Source organism: Pseudomonas sp. F3-2 (genome assembly GCF_038804275.1).
Lineage (GTDB): Bacteria > Pseudomonadota > Gammaproteobacteria > Pseudomonadales > Pseudomonadaceae > Aquipseudomonas.
Window position 1 is genome coordinate 1,493,442 of the sequence record NZ_CP152388.1, and the last position, 14,221, is coordinate 1,507,662.

The 14,221-nt window shown below is 62.1% G+C and carries 14 protein-coding genes and 1 pseudogene; 10 read left to right on the forward strand and 5 right to left on the reverse strand.

Annotation, left to right across the window (positions count from 1 at the left end; genetic code table 11):
• Nucleotides 1-110: 110 nt before the first annotated feature.
• The 8 genes from bluB to AAGQ88_RS06860 are packed head-to-tail and all read left to right on the forward strand — an operon-like array spanning nucleotide 111 to nucleotide 7,002.
• Nucleotides 111-761 (forward strand): 5,6-dimethylbenzimidazole synthase, encoded by a 651-nt coding sequence (gene bluB, locus AAGQ88_RS06825; RefSeq protein WP_342654804.1) that lies wholly within the window; start codon nucleotides 111-113, stop codon nucleotides 759-761.
• Nucleotides 758-1,666, forward strand: a complete 909-nt coding sequence (gene cbiB, locus AAGQ88_RS06830) for an adenosylcobinamide-phosphate synthase CbiB (protein ID WP_342654805.1) — start codon at nucleotides 758-760, stop codon at nucleotides 1,664-1,666. Before bluB ends, cbiB begins: the two co-directional genes overlap by 4 nt.
• Entirely contained in the window at nucleotides 1,659-2,657 is a 999-nt protein-coding gene (gene cobD, locus AAGQ88_RS06835; protein ID WP_342654806.1) for a threonine-phosphate decarboxylase CobD, read from the forward strand. The genes cbiB and cobD overlap by 8 nt, the downstream gene beginning before the upstream one ends.
• Complete coding sequence (locus tag AAGQ88_RS06840) at nucleotides 2,647-4,125, forward strand: cobyric acid synthase (RefSeq protein ID WP_342654807.1); 1,479 nt, start codon at nucleotides 2,647-2,649, stop codon at nucleotides 4,123-4,125. The genes cobD and AAGQ88_RS06840 overlap by 11 nt, the downstream gene beginning before the upstream one ends.
• Nucleotides 4,125-4,646 (forward strand): bifunctional adenosylcobinamide kinase/adenosylcobinamide-phosphate guanylyltransferase, encoded by a 522-nt coding sequence (cobU, locus tag AAGQ88_RS06845; protein WP_342654808.1) that lies wholly within the window; start codon nucleotides 4,125-4,127, stop codon nucleotides 4,644-4,646. The genes AAGQ88_RS06840 and cobU overlap by 1 nt, the downstream gene beginning before the upstream one ends.
• Nucleotides 4,643-5,695 (forward strand): nicotinate-nucleotide--dimethylbenzimidazole phosphoribosyltransferase, encoded by a 1,053-nt coding sequence (cobT, locus tag AAGQ88_RS06850; RefSeq protein ID WP_342654809.1) that lies wholly within the window; start codon nucleotides 4,643-4,645, stop codon nucleotides 5,693-5,695. Before cobU ends, cobT begins: the two co-directional genes overlap by 4 nt.
• On the forward strand, nucleotides 5,692-6,264 hold the full coding sequence (gene cobC / locus AAGQ88_RS06855) for an alpha-ribazole phosphatase family protein (RefSeq protein ID WP_342654810.1): 573 nt from the start codon (nucleotides 5,692-5,694) through the stop codon (nucleotides 6,262-6,264). Before cobT ends, cobC begins: the two co-directional genes overlap by 4 nt.
• Nucleotides 6,265-7,002: an adenosylcobinamide-GDP ribazoletransferase gene (locus AAGQ88_RS06860; RefSeq protein ID WP_342654811.1), complete on the forward strand. Its 738-nt coding sequence runs from the start codon at nucleotides 6,265-6,267 to the stop codon at nucleotides 7,000-7,002.
• 80 nt (nucleotides 7,003-7,082) lie between these two features.
• On the opposite strand, the gene AAGQ88_RS06865 is transcribed toward AAGQ88_RS06860, so the two are convergent.
• Nucleotides 7,083-7,760, reverse strand: a complete 678-nt coding sequence (locus AAGQ88_RS06865) for a type 1 glutamine amidotransferase domain-containing protein (RefSeq protein ID WP_342654812.1) — start codon at nucleotides 7,758-7,760, stop codon at nucleotides 7,083-7,085.
• A gap of 109 nt (nucleotides 7,761-7,869) precedes the next feature.
• On the reverse strand, nucleotides 7,870-8,460 hold the full coding sequence (locus AAGQ88_RS06870; protein WP_342654813.1) for a TetR/AcrR family transcriptional regulator: 591 nt from the start codon (nucleotides 8,458-8,460) through the stop codon (nucleotides 7,870-7,872).
• A gap of 214 nt (nucleotides 8,461-8,674) precedes the next feature.
• On the opposite strand from AAGQ88_RS06870, the gene AAGQ88_RS06875 reads away from it, so the two are divergent.
• Nucleotides 8,675-9,622: a GlxA family transcriptional regulator gene (locus tag AAGQ88_RS06875; protein WP_285425108.1), complete on the forward strand. Its 948-nt coding sequence runs from the start codon at nucleotides 8,675-8,677 to the stop codon at nucleotides 9,620-9,622.
• Nucleotides 9,623-9,809: 187 nt separating this feature from the next.
• The gene (locus tag AAGQ88_RS06880) at nucleotides 9,810-11,018 is read left to right on the forward strand and encodes an MFS transporter (RefSeq protein WP_342654814.1); all 1,209 of its coding nucleotides are present in this window, start codon (nucleotides 9,810-9,812) and stop codon (nucleotides 11,016-11,018) included.
• A 212-nt stretch (nucleotides 11,019-11,230) separates the two neighbouring features.
• Here AAGQ88_RS06880 and AAGQ88_RS06885 read toward each other — a convergent pair whose 3' ends face one another.
• The 3 genes and pseudogenes from AAGQ88_RS06885 to AAGQ88_RS06895 form a co-directional block, all read right to left on the reverse strand.
• Complete coding sequence (locus tag AAGQ88_RS06885) at nucleotides 11,231-12,526, reverse strand: outer membrane protein transport protein (protein WP_285425106.1); 1,296 nt, start codon at nucleotides 12,524-12,526, stop codon at nucleotides 11,231-11,233.
• A 159-nt stretch (nucleotides 12,527-12,685) separates the two neighbouring features.
• Nucleotides 12,686-13,159 (reverse strand): annotated as a pseudogene (locus AAGQ88_RS06890) (hypothetical protein); the annotation flags it as partial.
• 278 nt (nucleotides 13,160-13,437) lie between these two features.
• Nucleotides 13,438-13,662 carry a hypothetical protein gene (locus AAGQ88_RS06895; protein ID WP_285425104.1) on the reverse strand — a complete coding sequence of 75 codons (225 nt, stop codon included), beginning with the start codon at nucleotides 13,660-13,662 and terminating at the stop codon, nucleotides 13,438-13,440.
• Between the last annotated feature and the right edge of the window lie 559 nt (nucleotides 13,663-14,221).

The window sequence follows — 14,221 nt, forward strand, 5'->3', positions numbered from 1 at the left end:
CGCGAAAGGGCCGGAGAGCCAGCCACACATCCAGCGCCTGCCAAGCAGCCTTCGCGAGCAAGCTCGCTCCTACAGAAAAACAGCGTTCTTGCGCGCTGCGGAGGCTTGTCATGACTGATATGGCTTTCAGCGATGAAGAACGCGCAGCGGTTTACCGTGCGATTGCCGAGCGGCGGGACATGCGTCATTTCTGCGGCGGCGAGATCGCGCCGGCGTTGCTGGCGCGACTGCTGGAAGCGGCTCACCAGGCACCGAGTGTCGGCCTGATGCAGCCTTGGCGGTTCATCCGCATCAGCGACCCCGCGCTGCGTGCGCAGATTCAGGCTCAGGTGGAGCAAGAGCGCGTCCGCACCGCCGAGGCGCTGGGCGAGCGGTCCGATGACTTCATGAAGCTCAAGGTCGAGGGCATCGGAGACTGCGCAGAAGTGCTCGTCGCCGCGCTGATGGATGATCGCGACAAGCATATTTTTGGTCGCAGGACCCTGCCGGAAATGGACATGGCATCGTTGTCCTGCGCGATTCAGAACCTGTGGCTCGCCGCGCGGGCCGAGGGTCTGGGCATGGGCTGGGTCTCGTTGTTCGAGCCCCAGGCGCTGGCCGATCTGCTGCACATGCCAACCGGTTCAAAACCCCTGGCGATTCTGTGCCTGGGGCCGGTCAAGGAATTCTATCCCGCGCCAATGCTGGTGCTGGAAGGCTGGGCGCAGGCGCGGCCGTTGCACGAGCTGGTTTACCAAAACAAATGGGGAGTGAGTCAATGAGTGTGGCGCTATTGAGCGTCGCGGGCTTTGCGCTGGATGCGCTGCTTGGCGAGCCAAAACGAAACCACCCGCTGGTGGCGTTCGGCCGATATGCCGAGCGCATCGAGCAACGTTTCAACGCAGGCGGCCGAGGCTGGCGCAGTCATGGCGTCACCGCCTGGTTCATCGCGGTCGTGCCGCTGACCCTGCTGATCACCCTCTTGAGCTGGCTGCCTTACATCGGCTGGCTGGTCGAGATCCTCGCGCTGTATTGCGCGCTGGGGTTGCGCAGTCTGGGGGAGCATGTCGGCCCGGTCGCGCAGGCGCTGCGCGGCAATGATCTGGAAGAAGCCCGTCGTCGAGTCGGCTTCCTGGTCAGCCGCCAGACTTCAGAGCTGGATGCCACCGAGGTCGCCCGTGCGGCCACCGAATCCGTGCTGGAAAACGGCAGTGACGCAGTGTTTGCTGCCATTTTCTGGTTCGTCGTGCTGGGCGCGCCGGGCGTCGTGCTGTACCGGCTGTGCAACACGCTCGACGCCATGTGGGGCTATCGCAACGAACGGTTCGAGCGCTTCGGTTGGGCCTCGGCAAAAATCGACGATCTGCTTAACTACATTCCGGCGCGTCTCGTGGCGTTGACCTACGCATTGCTCGGCAAAACCCGACTCGCCTGGCGCTGCTGGCGTACACAGGGGCCCAAGTGGGACAGCCCGAACGCAGGTCCGGTGATGGCCGCTGGAGCCGGGGCGCTCGGCGTCGAGCTGGGCGGTGCGGCGATCTATCACGGCGAGTTGCATCAGCGTCCGCAATTGGGCGAGGGCGCACCTGCCGATGCTGATTCCATCGATCGGGGCTGGCAGCTGGTGCAGCGTGGGGTCTGGCTGTGGTTGCTGGTCTTGTGCCTGGGGACTGAATTCTATGCTTGAGCACGGCGGTCGATTGCGAGGGGCGGTGCAGAAATACGGCATCGATGAAGCGGACTGGCTCGACCTCTCCAGCGGCATCTCGCCGTGGTCATGGCCGATCCCGGCGATACCGACGCAGGCCTGGGCGCGTCTGCCGGAAACCGACGATGGGCTGGAAGCGGCAGCCTGCGCTTACTACGGCGCCCCCGCCGTGCTGCCGGTGGCCGGGTCGCAGGCGGCGATTCAGGCGCTGCCGCGGTTGCGTCAGGCGGGCAAGGTCGGCGTGCTGTCGCCGTGTTATGCCGAGCATGCCGAAGCGTGGCGCAGCAGCGGGTTTCTGGTGCGCGAAGTGTTGGAGCATGAGGTCGAGCGCTTCATCGACAGTCTCGACGTGCTGGTGGTGGTCAACCCGAACAACCCCACGGGCCTGAGCCTGACGCCGGAGCGCTTGCTCGACTGGCATGCCCGGTTGGCCCAGCGCGGCGCCTGGCTGGTGGTGGACGAGGCATTCATGGACAACACGCCTGATGCGAGCCTCGCTGCGCACAGCCAGCGGCCGGGTCTGATCGTACTGCGCTCGTTCGGCAAATTTTTCGGGCTGGCGGGCGTACGCCTGGGGTTCGTGCTGGCCGAGTCGCGTTTTCTGAAAGTGCTCGCCAGGCAGATCGGCCCGTGGTCCGTCAGCGGCCCGACACGGATTCTCGGTCAGGCATGCCTGGCGGACGTCGAGGGGCACCGGCTGCAGCGTGAGCGCACTGCGCAGGCCAGTCAGCGTCTGGTCGAGCTGCTGAGCCGACATGGCTTGACGCCCCATGGCGGCTGCGCGCTGTTCCAGTGGCTGGTCACGCCATTGGCTGCCGAGCTGCACGAGTTCTGCGCTCAACGCGGCATTCTGCTGCGCATCTTTCTTCACACCAGCAGCCTGCGTTTCGGCCTGCCGCGCGAAGAGGCCGACTGGCAGCGACTGGAGCAGGCGCTCAGCGAATTCGCCGGGGGCGCGCATGATCACTGAGCCAGCCGGCAACACCCTGATGGTTCAGGGCACCACGTCGGACGCCGGCAAAAGCACGCTGGTGACTGCTCTGTGTCGCTGGCTGACCCGGCAGGGCGTGCGCACCGTGCCGTTCAAACCGCAGAACATGGCGCTCAACAGTGCGGTGACTGCCGACGGCGGCGAGATCGGCCGCGCCCAGGCGGTACAAGCCCAGGCGTGCGGGCTGGAACCGCACACCGACATGAACCCTGTGCTGCTCAAGCCCAACAGCGACACCGGCGCGCAAGTGATCATTCATGGCCGCGCGGTGACCACGATGAACGCGGTGGCGTATCACGATTACAAAGCCATTGCGATGCAAGCGGTGCTGGCCTCGCACCAGCGTCTGAGCGCCCATTGGCCAGTGGTCATCGTGGAAGGTGCCGGATCCCCTGCGGAAATCAATCTGCGCGCCGGTGACATCGCCAACATGGGGTTCGCCGAAGCCGTGGACTGTCCGGTTCTGCTGATCGCCGACATCAATCGAGGCGGCGTTTTCGCCCACCTCGTCGGTACCCTGGAGTTGCTCTCGCCCAGCGAGCAGGCGCGTGTGAAAGGCTTCATCATCAACCGTTTTCGCGGCGACATCGCGCTGCTTCAGCCAGGCCTGGACTGGCTCGAACAGCGCACCGGCAAACCGGTGGTCGGCGTGTTGCCCTACGTGATGGACCTTCACCTCGAAGCCGAAGACGGCCTCGATCAGCGCCAGACCGACAAGGCCGAACAGGTGCTCAACGTGATCGTGCCGGTGTTGCCGCGCATCAGCAACCACACCGATTTCGACCCGCTGCGTCTGCATCCGCAGGTCAATCTTCAATTCGTCGGGCCTGGACAGCCGATTCCGCCCGCCGATCTGATCATCCTGCCCGGCTCGAAAAGCGTGCGCAGCGATCTGAGCTATCTGCGCAGCAATGGCTGGGATACTGCCATTAGCCGCCATTTGCGTTACGGCGGCAAGGTGCTCGGGATCTGCGGCGGCCTGCAGATGCTCGGTGAAGAGATCCATGATCCCCTCGGGCTGGAAGGCGCAGCGGGGTCGAGCCCGGGGCTCGGGCTGCTGGCGATGAGCACAGTGCTGGAGCGGGAAAAGCAACTGCGCAACGTGCAAGGCCGACTGATGCTGGAGGATGCGCAGGTCAGCGGTTATGAGATCCATGCGGGCGTCACCACGGGCGCGGCGCTGGAACGTCCGCTGGTGCAGCTTGGCGATGGTCGCTGCGACGGCGCGCAGAGTGTTGACGGTCAGGTGCTCGGCACCTATCTGCACGGATTGTTCGAACAGCCGGCCTCCAGCAGCGCGCTGTTGCGTTGGGCCGGTTTGCAGAACGTGCAACAGGTCGACTATCACGCGTTGCGCGAGCGGGACATCGAGCGCCTCGCCGATCTGGTCGAGAAACACCTGGACGGCAGGTTGCTGCGTGAACTCTGTGGCGTGGAGCAACCCTGATGCTGCAATTGATTCTCGGCGGCGCACGTTCCGGAAAAAGCCGGCTGGCGGAAAAACTCGCCAGCGAAAGCGCGCTCCAGGTCGTGTACATCGCCACCAGTCAGCCACTGGACGGTGAAATGAATCAGCGGGTTGCGTTGCACCGTCAGCGGCGCCCGGATTCATGGGGATTGATCGAGGAGCCGGTCGAGCTGGCGCGCGTACTGAGAGACAACGCCGCGCCGGATCGCTGCCTGCTGGTGGACTGCCTGACCCTGTGGCTGACCAACCTGCTGATGCTCGACGATCCGCAGCGCCTGGTTCAGGAGCGCGAAGCCTTACTCAACGGCCTGGCGAACCTGCCTGGCGAAATCATTTTTGTCAGCAACGAGACCGGGCTTGGCGTAGTGCCACTCGGCGAGCTGACACGTCGTTATGTCGATGAAGCCGGCTGGCTGCATCAGGCGCTGGCCGAGCAATGCCAGCGCGTGGTGTTCACGGTTGCCGGCCTGCCCATGACCTTGAAAGGACCCGCACTATGAGTAATGCCTGGTGGCTCGCGCCTGCACGTGAAGTCAATCGCGAAAGCCGTGATCAAGCGCTGGCCCGTCAGCAGCAATTGACCAAGCCCGCTGGCTCGTTGGGCCAATTGGAAGCGGTGGCGGTACGCCTTGCCGGTCTGCAGGGGCGGGAGCAACCGACCGTGGAGGACGTCTGGATCGCGATCTTCGCCGGTGACCATGGCGTGGTCGCCGAAGGGGTGTCGGCCTATCCGCAGGCCGTCACCGGCCAGATGCTGCACAACTTCATCATGGGCGGCGCGGCAATCAGCGTGCTCGCCCGACAACTGTCCGCGCAGCTGGACGTGGTCGATCTCGGCACTGTAGCGCCGCTGGATTTGCCGGGCGTCTTGCATCTGAACTTAGGCGCCGGCACTGCCAATTTCGCCCAGACCGAGGCGATGACTCAGGATCAGCTGGAGCGTGCCCTGCAGGCCGGTCGCGACAGCGTGCTGCGCGCGAGCGCGAAGGGTTGCCAGTTGTTCATCGGCGGGGAAATGGGCATCGGCAACACCACCGCCGCCAGCGCCGTGGCCTGTTCGCTGCTGGAGTGCCCGGCCTCGCTATTGGTCGGCCCAGGGACCGGGCTCGATGCGCAAGGCATCAGCCACAAGGTCCGCGTCATCGAGCAAGCGCTGCAACTGCACGCGGCACACGCACAGGATCCTCTGGGAAGCCTGCGCGCGCTGGGCGGTTTTGAAGTGGCGGCGCTGGTTGGCGCGTACCTGGCGTGCGCGCAGCAAGGCATTGCCGCGCTGGTGGACGGTTTCATCTGCACGGTTGCCGCGCTGGTGGCGGTGCGTATCAATTCTTCCTGCCGTGAGTGGCTGTTCTTCGGCCATCGTGGCGCAGAACCGGGTCATCGCCACGTGCTGGAGGCCCTGCACGCCGAACCGTTGCTGGAACTTGGCCTGCGCCTGGGCGAAGGCAGCGGCGCCGCGCTCGCCGTGCCGCTGTTGCGAATGGCGTGCGAACTGCACAACGGCATGGCGACGTTCGCCGAAGCGGCCGTGGCGGATCGCCCGGCATGACCCTGCGTCTGGACGTGGTGCGCCACGGCGAAACAGAAGCCGGCGGCGGATTACGGGGCAGTCTGGACGATGCGCTCACCGAGTCGGGCTGGCAGCAACTGCGTACTTCGGTCGAGGGCCGTGGGCCGTGGGACCGCATCGTCAGTTCACCGCTGCAACGTTGCGCGCGTTTCGCGGACGAGCTGTCGACGCGACTGTCGCTGCCCTTGACGCTGGACGCCGATCTCAAGGAGCTGCACTTCGGCGACTGGGAAGGGCAGGGCACGGCGCAGTTGATGGAAACCGACGCCGAAGGGCTTGGCCGCTTCTGGGAAAATCCCTACACCTTCACGCCGCCTAACGGCGAGCCGGTCCAGGCGTTTGCCGCCCGCGTGCTCGGCGCGGTTCGACGGTTACAACGCAACCACGACGGTGAGCGAATCCTCGTGATCAGCCACGGTGGCGTGATGCGGCTGCTGCTGGCGCAAGCGCGCGGCCTGCCACGGGAGCAGTTGCTTCAGGTGATCGTCGGCCACGGCGCTCTGTTCAGCGTGGATGTCGGCGAAGACTGTGGGTTGACGGAGGTATAAATGCTTCCTTTCTGGATCGCCCTGCAATTTCTCAGCAGTCTGCCGATTCGCCTGCCGGGCATGCCTGCACCGACGCAGCTTGGGCGTTCGCTGTTGTTCTATCCGGTGGTCGGGCTGGTGTTCGGCTCGATACTCATGGCGCTGAACGCATTGCTCGACGGCGCGCCGACACCCCTGCATGGCGCATTGCTGCTGGGCGCGTGGGTGCTGCTCAGTGGCGGCCTGCATCTGGACGGCCTGGCTGACAGCGCGGACGCTTGGCTGGGCGGTTTCGGCGACCGTGAACGCACGCTCACCATCATGAAGGATCCGCGCAGCGGCCCCGTTGCGGTGGTGACCCTGGTGGTCGTGCTGCTGTTGAAGTTCACGGCGTTGCTGGCGTTGATCGACGCTCATCACGGGGTTGGTCTGTTACTGGCACCGGTCATCGGGCGTGCAGCCATGCTGGGATTGTTTCTGAGCACGCCGTATGTGCGCGCTGGCGGTCTGGGCCAGGCGCTGGCGGATCATCTGCCACGCAAACCTGCGGTGCAGGCGTTGCTGCTGACCGCTGTGGTGTGTGTGCTGTCAGGGGGCGTTGCGGGTGTCTGGGCGCTGTTGCTTGCCGTAGGCGGATTCTTCTGGCTGCGTCGGATGATGATCAAACGTCTGGGCGGCAGCACGGGCGATACGGCGGGAGCCATGCTTGAACTGCTGGAAACCCTGGTGATCGTCGCGCTTGCGCTGATAAGCACCTGAGCATCCCGGATCAATCCGGCTTGCCGAGCCGATTCATCAATTGCATGAACGTCGGCAAGCCGTGCTGATACAGGTCATCGTTATTTCAGTCGAGCCACGAGTGCCTTGGCGGCCGCTTCCGATGAGCCAGGGTTCTGGCCGGTAATCAGCAGGCCGTCTTCCACCACGTACGAAGACCAGTCCGCGCCCTTGGAGTACTTGCCGCCTTTTTCCTTGAGCATGTCCTCGACCAGGAACGGCACCACATCGGTCAGGCCGACCGCGTCTTCTTCACTGTTGGTGAACCCGGTAACCGACTTGCCCGCCACCAGCGGCTGACCGTCGGCGGCCTTGACGTTACGGAACACGCCCGGTGCATGGCACACGGCGGCCAGAGGTTTGCCAGCGGCCAGGGTGTTTTCGATCAGTGCGATGGAGAACGCGTCCTCGGCCAGATCCCACAACGGGCCGTGTCCGCCTGGGTAGAAGACTGCGTCGAAATCCTCGACGCGAACGTCCTTCAGGCTCAGCGTGCTCTTGAGCTGCGCAGTGGCTTCGCTGTCCGCTTCGAAGCGGTGAGTCGCTTCGGTCTGGAAATCCGGCTCGTTGCTCTTCGGATCCAGCGGTGGTTGCCCGCCTTTGGGAGAAGCCAGCACGACCTGATGGCCGCTGTCTTTGAAGACGTAATAAGGCGCGGCCAGTTCTTCCAGCCAGAACCCGGTCTTTTTACCGGTATTGCCCAGTTGATCGTGGGATGTCAGCACCATGAGAATCTTCATCGTTGTTACCTCGTTATATAGAGAATGATTGAATGAAGCGGTAAAGCCTGTCCTGCGCTGTTCTTGTTCAAGAACAGCGGGTGACGGTGAAACATGAATATATTCGGTGTTACTGCAACGGCTTCAATATCTGCCGAGTGGCCGACATCGTGTGTTCGAACGGCACGGCGCTGCGCGTGATCTTCACCATGATGCTGGCGCCCAGCCACAGTTCGTACAGCATCAGCGCCACCTTTTCGGGTGTGTCCGGTAGGTTCACCGAACCCTCTTGCTGCCCACGCAGCATCGCCGCGCTCAGGCGTTGAATGATCTGCGCCGTGCCTCTGTCCAGCGCCTGGCGCATGGACTCGGACAGGTCGGCGACCTCGGCGCCGAGCTTGACCGCCAGGCATTTCCCGAAGAACTGCTGGCTGGTCTGATTATGAATCCAGCCCTGCCAGTAATTGATCAGTTTCTGATATTCCGACGCGTCCGGATTCAGAAAGATATCGTCCATTTCCGCCAGGTAACCTGAGAAGTAAGACTCAAGTAACGCTTCACCAAAAGCATCTTTGGAACTGAAGTAGTGATAGAAAGAACCCTTCGGTACTTTGACGGTTTGAAGGATTTCATTAAGACCAACTGCCGAGAATCCTTTTTTACCGATGATCGAACCTGCGGTGTCGAGGATTCGCTGTTTTACATCTGTTTGAGTATTCATGGTTGATCACTGTTAAGTAGACCAGTCGTCTAGTGGGTGAAGTGATCTTAGGGTCTGCTGCAAATGCCAGCAATGTCATATCCGCAAGGATTTCGGACATCGACGAAAATCCGCGTGCGCGCTCCTCGGTGCCAAGCTAGCATCGGCTTCCATCACGACAGCCCGACTGTCAGTCGTCTGACCGGCGCTCGAGGCCGGCACACCGGAGAGCTGCATGCATAGCGTTGCCCTGGTTGTTTACCCCAATTTCCAGTCGCTGAGCCTGTCCATCGGATCGGTGCTGGCGTGCGCGAACCTGATGCAGGGCGAGCCTGCGTACTCGTTTCATCTGGTGTCCGAAGCCGGCGGCGCGGTCATGACCTCCGAAGGTTTTTCGGTGAACACCACCGCGCTTCACCCCGATGGTTACGACACCACCATCGTCAGCGGTTACATGGACTTCCAGGTGCCGACCAATAGCCTGCTTGAATTCGTGCGCACGGCGTCAGCTCATTCTCGGCGAGTGGCGTCGTTGTGCACCGGCAGTTTCGTGCTGGCCGAGGCGGGACTGCTGGAAGGCAAACGCGCGACGATGCACTGGATTCACACGCCGGAGTTTCGCAAGCGTTACCCCAACATCCGCGTCGAAGAGGACAAGCTTTTCGTCATCGACGGGCACATCTGGACCGGCGCCGGCATGAGTGCGGGACTCGATCTGGCGCTGGCGATGGTCGAGAACGATCTGGGCAGCGACATTGCCCGGCGGGTGGCGCGCAAGCTGGTCATCTATCAGCGCCGCGGCAGCGAGCAATCACAACTCTCGACGCTCCTCGAACTGGACCCTAAATCCGACCGCGTGCAGCTGGCCCTGGCGTACGCCCGGGAAAACCTGAAAAGCGATCTTTCCATCGAAGCGCTGGCGGCAGTGGCGAGATTGAGTCCGCGCCAGTTCAGTCGGGTGTTTCGCGAAGAAACCGGGCAGACGCCAGCCAAAGCAATTGAAAGCCTGCGCGTCGAGGTGGCCCGGGCGATGATGGAAACCAGTCGCCATCCGGTCGAAGTCATTGCCAGGGAAGCCGGCTTCGGCGATCGGGAAAGAATGCGTCAGGCGTTTCTGCGCAGCTTCGGCGAACCGCCGCAGGCGATGCAGCGGGCGTTCATGTGCGCCGATAAAGCCAGCTGAGCCAGCGCCGCCTGCAGCGTAGTCTGGCGGCGTTTAGTCCTGCAACCCCGTCGGGGCGAACCGCTCATGTCCAGCGGCGACGCGTGGATTGACACCTCCAGAACCGGCGCGTAGCGTCCGCTCTTTCGGATTTGCTGGCATATGCGCCTAAATCCATCGGGCAACGTGTCGAGTGCGGAGAACAATCATGGCATCGGTCTGGCGTACCAGTGGCTGGATTCTGTTGGGCAGCGCGCTGATCCTTGCGCTGTCGCTGGGCACGCGGCATGGCTTCGGGCTGTTTCTGCCACCGATGAGCGCGCAGTTTGGCTGGGGCAGAGAGGTCTTCGCGTTCGCCATCGCTCTGCAAAACCTGATCTGGGGGCTCGCGCAGCCGTTCACCGGCGCACTGGCTGACCGGTTCGGCGCGGCCAGGGTCGTTCTGGTCGGTGGCATTCTCTACGCCGCAGGCCTGATGCTCATGAGCATGGCGGACTCGCCCGCGTCCTTGTCATTGAGCGCCGGTCTGCTGATTGGCATCGGGCTCTCCGGCACGACCTTTTCCATCATCCTCGGCGTGGTCGGCCGGGCATTGCCGGCTGAAAAACGCAGCATGGGCATGGGGCTGGCCAGCGCGGCCGGGTCATTCGGGCAGTTCGCCATGCTGCCAGGCACGCTGGGATTGATTGGCTGGCTGGGTTGGTCCATGGCGCTGATCGCACTGGGTTTGCTGGTGGCTTTCATCCTGCCGCTGGTGGCCATGCTCAAGGATAAGCCGCTGCCGCCCAGCGCGGGCGAGCAGACGCTGCGTGAAGCGTTGCACGAGGCCTGCACGCATTCGGGCTTCTGGCTGCTGGCATTCGGCTTTTTCGTGTGCGGTTTTCAGGTGGTGTTCATTGGCGTGCACCTGCCTGCGTATCTGGTGGACCAGCACCTGCCTGCCTCTGTGGGCACCACGGTGCTGGCGCTGATCGGGCTGTTCAACGTCTTCGGCACGTACGTGGCCGGCTGGCTCGGCGGCAAAATGTCCAAGCCTCGGTTGCTGACCGGCCTGTATCTGCTGCGTGCGGTGGTGATCGTGCTGTTTTTGTGGGCGCCGCTGACGCAGACCACGGCCTGCCTGTTCGGCATCGCGATGGGCCTGCTGTGGCTGTCGACCGTACCGCTGACCAACGGCACCGTTGCCACCCTGTTCGGCGTCCGCAACCTGTCGATGCTGGGCGGCATTGTGTTTCTCTTTCATCAATTGGGCGCATTTCTGGGCGGCTGGCTGGGCGGCGTGGTGTATGACCGCACCGGCAGCTACGACCTGATCTGGCAGGGGTCTATCGCCTTGAGCCTGATGGCGGCCGCGCTCAACTGGCCGGTGCGCGAACGTCCCGTTGCCCGTCTTCAAGTGCATCCGGTGGCGCTGTGACGCGCGTCATGGCCGGGTGCGGCGTTGCAGCCCTTGTGCTGGCGCTGCTGGCATTGACATGGTGGGGCTGGCAGCGCGTCGGACTGGCGGCGCTGCAGCTGGGCATGTCCTGTTGGTGATTTGCGCTCTTGCAACGAAAAACCCCGCAGCCATCGCTGGCTGCGGGGTTTTCTGTCTGGCGGACAGGTGATCTGCCTGTCCCGCCGACTGCATCAGAAGCGGTAAGTCAGACCCAGGCCGAAACCGTTGGCGCTGTTTTCGTACTTGGCGTTGTAGCTCTGGCCCAGTGCGTTGGTGTTACGCACCTTGACGTCTTCTTCTTTCAGGTACGAATACGCGACATCGATGGTGATGTCGTCAGTCGGGCTATAGCCAGCGCCGAGGCTGAAGATCGTACGGTCGCCAGTCGGGATGCGCGGCGAGCGGTTTTCGTTGTTGGTCGGCGACTGGTCGAACGACAGGCCAGTGCGCAGAACCCATTGCTTGTTGACCTGGAACGAAGTACCGATCGCGTAGGCCCAGGTGTCATGCCATTTCTGCTCTTCGGTGATGGTGCCGGCCAGTGCTCCGGTGGCATCGAACGGGGAGACCGGAACGATGCCGGAGTTCTTGACGGTGATGTCGTGCAGACGGCTCCAGCGTGTCCAGGTAGCACCCGCGTAGACCTTCCACGCATCGCTCAACTGCTGAGTGACGGAGAAGTCCACGTTTTCCGGTGTATCGAGGCTCAGCTTGGCGTCGTAACGGCCGCCGGGCAGCACAGCAGAAGGCACGCCCGCGCCTGGAGTGATCTCGGTGTGGCCATCCAGCTTGTAGGTCACTTTGGAGTGGTAGGTCAGGCCGACGCTGGTGGTGTCGGTGGCTTGCACCAGCAAGCCGACGTTGAAGCCGTAGCCGACGTCGTCGCCTTTGACCTGCACGCGGCCGTCGCCGGTGGCAGCACCCAGAAGCGGGCTGACGTTGAGCGTGGATTCCAGCGAGCCGGAGATGCGGTTGATGGTCGGACCGAAACCGATCGAAACTTTGTCGTTGAAGGCGTAGCTGACGGTCGGCTGGAAGGTCACGACCTTGACGATGCTCTTGCTGCCGAAGTTCTGGCCCTGGAAGTTGCTTTCGTAGTCAGTGACCAGGCCGAAAGGTGCGTAGACGCCCAGGCCGAAGGCCCAGTGCTCGTCGATCGGGTTGACGTAGAAACCCATTGGCACGGCGATGAACGGAACCATGTCGCCTTTGTTGGTACCGGCGCGGCTGCCGCTGGCGTCGGAGATGTCAGTCTTGGCATCGATCGCAGCAACGCCCACAGTCACTTGCTGGCGTTTGAGGCGCGACATGCCGGCCGGGTTGCCGTACACGATGCTGGCATCATCGACGGACGATGAGCGACCGGCAAAGCCTGTGCCCATGCCGCTGATGCTCTGTTCGTTCAGGGCAAAACCGGATGCGAAAAGTTGAGTGGAGGCAAGAGTGACGGCGAGACTGAGGCTGGATTTGATCATTGTTTTTTTCATTGTTAGAACTCCTTGTTGATCACCGCGCGGAAATTACCAACATTTTTCATAACGCGCTATAGGCTGGATCACCCGAGATAGAGCAGTTTTTGTAGGACAATCCGGGAAATTTGTTGCGAACGTCAGCGAAACCGCTGAGTCACAAAAAATGGCTGGTTCGACTTGATACAAGGGGCGAACCGAGGTTTGCCAGGCTGCGGTGAAATCTTGCAGGCGGCCTTCGGGCTGAAATATTTCGCGCCACATGCGTGCCATGCCGAGCAGATCGTCCGAGTGGGGCAGGGTCAGTCGGCTGGCTTCAACCATCAGCCAGGCGATTGCCGTTGCGTATCGCAGGTTGACCGTCAGTTCCAAGTCGGGACCGGTGAGGAATGCATGCTGGCTGGCCAGGCCACGCACCAGGCTGGCAAGGTCGGGGTCGCGGGCCAGATAGTCATCCCACAATTGCCGATGCCGCAGGTCCGGAATGCTGTAGAGGCCGTGGCCGCGCTGGGTATCGAGTTCCGCGCCCAAGGCAGACTGGCTGGCAGCGACCCCGAGCAGAAAGTATTCAGCTGCGCAATTGTGTCGGCCCAGATAGATCAGCGTAGGGCGGATCACATAACGGCACAGTTCACTGGCGGCGATTCCCATAACACCCTCGGGAGTTCAATGAGCCGGTGGACCCTGGCGCTTGGCAGCAGGGATAAGATCGGGTCCACCGGAAGCGGCTCAGACCGCTCGAGTTGAAGTGTAGTGTCATATTCCGGGTGTAAAGGGCTGTTTTTAAAATATTTCCCGCCCGCTGAACGGTAGCCTGTTTCAGCGAAGAAACGGCCAAGGTGATTTTTTTCAGGAAAAACAGACACAAAAAAGCCCCACCGTTTAAAGGTGAGGCTCGGGTCTCGCGAGGTATTCGCCGACAGACGGTATCAGGCGATCAGTGCCTGACGCGTGCGGTCGATAATCGCCTGCAGCGGCTCCGGGCTGGAGTACTGATCGGGATACAAACGCTCGCTGTGACGGGCAATACCGTGTTCATTAACGATGGTGAAGCTGAAGCAGCCTTTGCGAGCGGCCATGATCAGGCAGTCCATCGGTGCAAAGGCATTGGTGAGGGTGCGAATGGCATCCTGAGTCTGAATATGAGTAGTCATGTTTAGGTGTTTCCTGAATCGACACGCAATAAGAGGCGTGCAAAATAAAAACGTTCCAGTAAACGCGGACCGATGCTCGAATGCGAGTCAGGGGCAGGGCGCAGAACCTGTCTGGAACAAAAGCAGCCAGTTGAAGCGCGGTTATCGTGTGGCGCTGGGCTGACTGGTAGGTACTTCGGAGGGCAGGCGACACAACAGGAGCAAAGGTTCGATGCTCGGGGTGAAGATCCTGATCAATTTGCAGGCTGGTCTGGCAGTGCATGAATGAGTCTGCACACCCTCCGATTCTTCGGCAGGTCGTGTGAGTTCATGTCTGGAAACCATCGAGGTGATCGATCCCTTTTTTCAATCCGTTCACTCACTTCGTAAACCGGGATTGGGGGATTTGTTCGATCAGAATTGACTTTCAGCTTGGTACTAACGGCGGCGATGGTAATCGAATGCAAAAAGCGGCACAAGCCCTGACTTACTTTAATTGCAGAATGCTGACGAGCGGACTGCATGTTCCTGCACCGGCGTGGGAACCGATCTCAATTGCGCACCGCGCCTTGGGTGGCGT

Excerpts from the sequence above, each read along its gene's own strand:
- bluB (WP_342654804.1), top strand. The coding sequence starts at position 111 with ATGACTGATATGGCTTTCAGCGATGAAGAACGCGCAGCGGTTTACCGT.
- cbiB (WP_342654805.1), top strand. The coding sequence starts at position 758 with ATGAGTGTGGCGCTATTGAGCGTCGCGGGCTTTGCGCTGGATGCGCTG.
- cobD (WP_342654806.1), top strand. The coding sequence starts at position 1,659 with ATGCTTGAGCACGGCGGTCGATTGCGAGGGGCGGTGCAGAAATACGGC.
- AAGQ88_RS06840 (WP_342654807.1), top strand. The coding sequence starts at position 2,647 with ATGATCACTGAGCCAGCCGGCAACACCCTGATGGTTCAGGGCACCACG.
- cobU (WP_342654808.1), top strand. The coding sequence starts at position 4,125 with ATGCTGCAATTGATTCTCGGCGGCGCACGTTCCGGAAAAAGCCGGCTG.
- cobT (WP_342654809.1), top strand. The coding sequence starts at position 4,643 with ATGAGTAATGCCTGGTGGCTCGCGCCTGCACGTGAAGTCAATCGCGAA.
- cobC (WP_342654810.1), top strand. The coding sequence starts at position 5,692 with ATGACCCTGCGTCTGGACGTGGTGCGCCACGGCGAAACAGAAGCCGGC.
- AAGQ88_RS06860 (WP_342654811.1), top strand. The coding sequence starts at position 6,265 with ATGCTTCCTTTCTGGATCGCCCTGCAATTTCTCAGCAGTCTGCCGATT.
- AAGQ88_RS06865 (WP_342654812.1), bottom strand. The coding sequence starts at position 7,760 with ATGAAGATTCTCATGGTGCTGACATCCCACGATCAACTGGGCAATACC.
- AAGQ88_RS06870 (WP_342654813.1), bottom strand. The coding sequence starts at position 8,460 with ATGAATACTCAAACAGATGTAAAACAGCGAATCCTCGACACCGCAGGT.
- AAGQ88_RS06875 (WP_285425108.1), top strand. The coding sequence starts at position 8,675 with ATGCATAGCGTTGCCCTGGTTGTTTACCCCAATTTCCAGTCGCTGAGC.
- AAGQ88_RS06880 (WP_342654814.1), top strand. The coding sequence starts at position 9,810 with ATGGCATCGGTCTGGCGTACCAGTGGCTGGATTCTGTTGGGCAGCGCG.
- AAGQ88_RS06885 (WP_285425106.1), bottom strand. The coding sequence starts at position 12,526 with ATGAAAAAAACAATGATCAAATCCAGCCTCAGTCTCGCCGTCACTCTT.
- AAGQ88_RS06895 (WP_285425104.1), bottom strand. The coding sequence starts at position 13,662 with ATGACTACTCATATTCAGACTCAGGATGCCATTCGCACCCTCACCAAT.